The 1,556-nt window shown below is 57.0% G+C and carries 1 protein-coding gene; it reads left to right on the top strand.

The genetic code is table 11. The annotated features are described in order from the left end of the window. Positions 1–303: 303 nt before the first annotated feature. Positions 304–1,533 carry an IS110 family transposase gene (locus MHY22_RS11425; RefSeq protein ID WP_005324630.1) on the top strand — a complete coding sequence of 410 codons (1,230 nt, stop codon included), beginning with the start codon at positions 304–306 and terminating at the stop codon, positions 1,531–1,533. The last annotated feature ends 23 nt before the right edge of the window (positions 1,534–1,556 follow it).

The raw sequence follows: 1,556 nt of genomic DNA, 5'->3' as shown, positions 1-1,556 counted from the left end.
CCCCACACACAAACAACTTGACGCTGATAATGGGAATACAGGATCGGAACCACGTGGAATGACCCACTTCTTGACTGGCCATGATCTCCTCATGTGCCTTCAGCGTGATCTGTCTTCCATGTTAGTTCCGACCCTGTACCGCAATCTGGTGAATCCGCCCATGACCTTATAGGAGCGTGACGTCTCCACCGTGACCACCCCGGCAGGTGTCTAGTGTAGTCGTCCCATCAGCGTCTTGTCTGCCCGGAAACCCCGGATCGCGGGTCACCCGCACGTTTGCTCACAGACAGGACCTGATCCCCAATGTCTACCACTTTCGACTGCCCCACCGGCCCCGTTGCCGGAATCGACACCCACACCGATACCCACACTGTTGCCGTTATTTCGGACACCGGCCGGCACATCGCCACCGACACCTTCCCCGCCACCAACCCTGGCTACGTGGCGATTTCAGAGTTCATGGCAACCTACGGTGTCACCACCGTCGGTGTGGAAGGAACCAGCTCCTATGGAGCAGGCCTGACACGCCACCTTCGCACCCAGAAATACTCAGTCGTAGAAGTCTTACGCCCTACCCGGGCCGTTCGACGCCGGGACGGCAAATCAGACCCCGTTGATGCTGTCGCTGCCGCCCGCCAGGTGCTCACCGGGGAAGCCTTAAGCATCCCGAAAGACACTTCCGGGCCAGTGGAATCCCTCCGTGGGTTGCAGATCACCCGCCGTCAGCTCGTGATGACAGCAGCGAAACTGATGACAACGATCAAATCGTTGCTGGTCACAGCACCCGATGAGATTCGACGCCGCTATAGTGCGATGTCCACATTGGTCATGGTGGAGGCCTTGTCCCGGTGCCGACCATCAGCTGACCTGGCCGACCCCAGAAATGGGGTGCTCCTCGCGTTGAAGACATTAGCCACCACCTATCGTGATTTACAGAAACAGGGTACGCAGCTGGAAAAACACATCAGTATCCTGGTTGAGATGATCAATCCGCATGTGACCTCGATATTTGGGTGTGGTTCCGTGGTGGCTGCTGATCTGATTGTCAGTGTGGGGGATAATCCAGGCCGGATTCACTCCGAGGCAGCATTAGCTCATCTGTGCGGGGCCGCACCGATTCCGGCTAGTTCTGGACGGACTCATCGGCACCGTCTCAACCGGGGTGGTGATCGTCGGGCGAATTCTGCGTTGCATCGGATCGCGTTGGTGCGGATGCATCATGACCAACGCACCAGGGACTACGTAGCCAAACGCACCAAGGAAGGATTGTCGAAAAAGGAGATCTTACGGTGTCTGAAACGCGCCATTGTCAGGGAGGTCTACCGGGTGTTGTGCTTGGGTCAGGCCGTTCTTCCAACGGGCCAGGTAGAGGTTGATGAACTCAAAGCTCGACGGATCGAGAGGCAGTTATCGCAAGCCCAGGTTGCTGAAAAACTCGGGTGTGCCCCGGCGAGAATCAGTGATATCGAAACCGGCAAGCGCCCTTTGCCGGAGTTGAGGTTGGCTTATGAAGAACTTCTCAAATCAGCTTGACACAACATAGGAGCATCACGCTC

The organism is Corynebacterium sp. ACRPO (assembly GCF_022347205.1).
Lineage (GTDB): Bacteria > Actinomycetota > Actinomycetes > Mycobacteriales > Mycobacteriaceae > Corynebacterium.
The sequence above is the reverse complement of the archived record's forward strand: the minus strand, read 5'-3'. Positions and strand labels throughout refer to the sequence as shown.

Bases quoted from the DNA above. Each gene is read 5' to 3' on its own strand.
- MHY22_RS11425 (WP_005324630.1), top strand. From the start codon at position 304: ATGTCTACCACTTTCGACTGCCCCACCGGCCCCGTTGCCGGAATCGAC.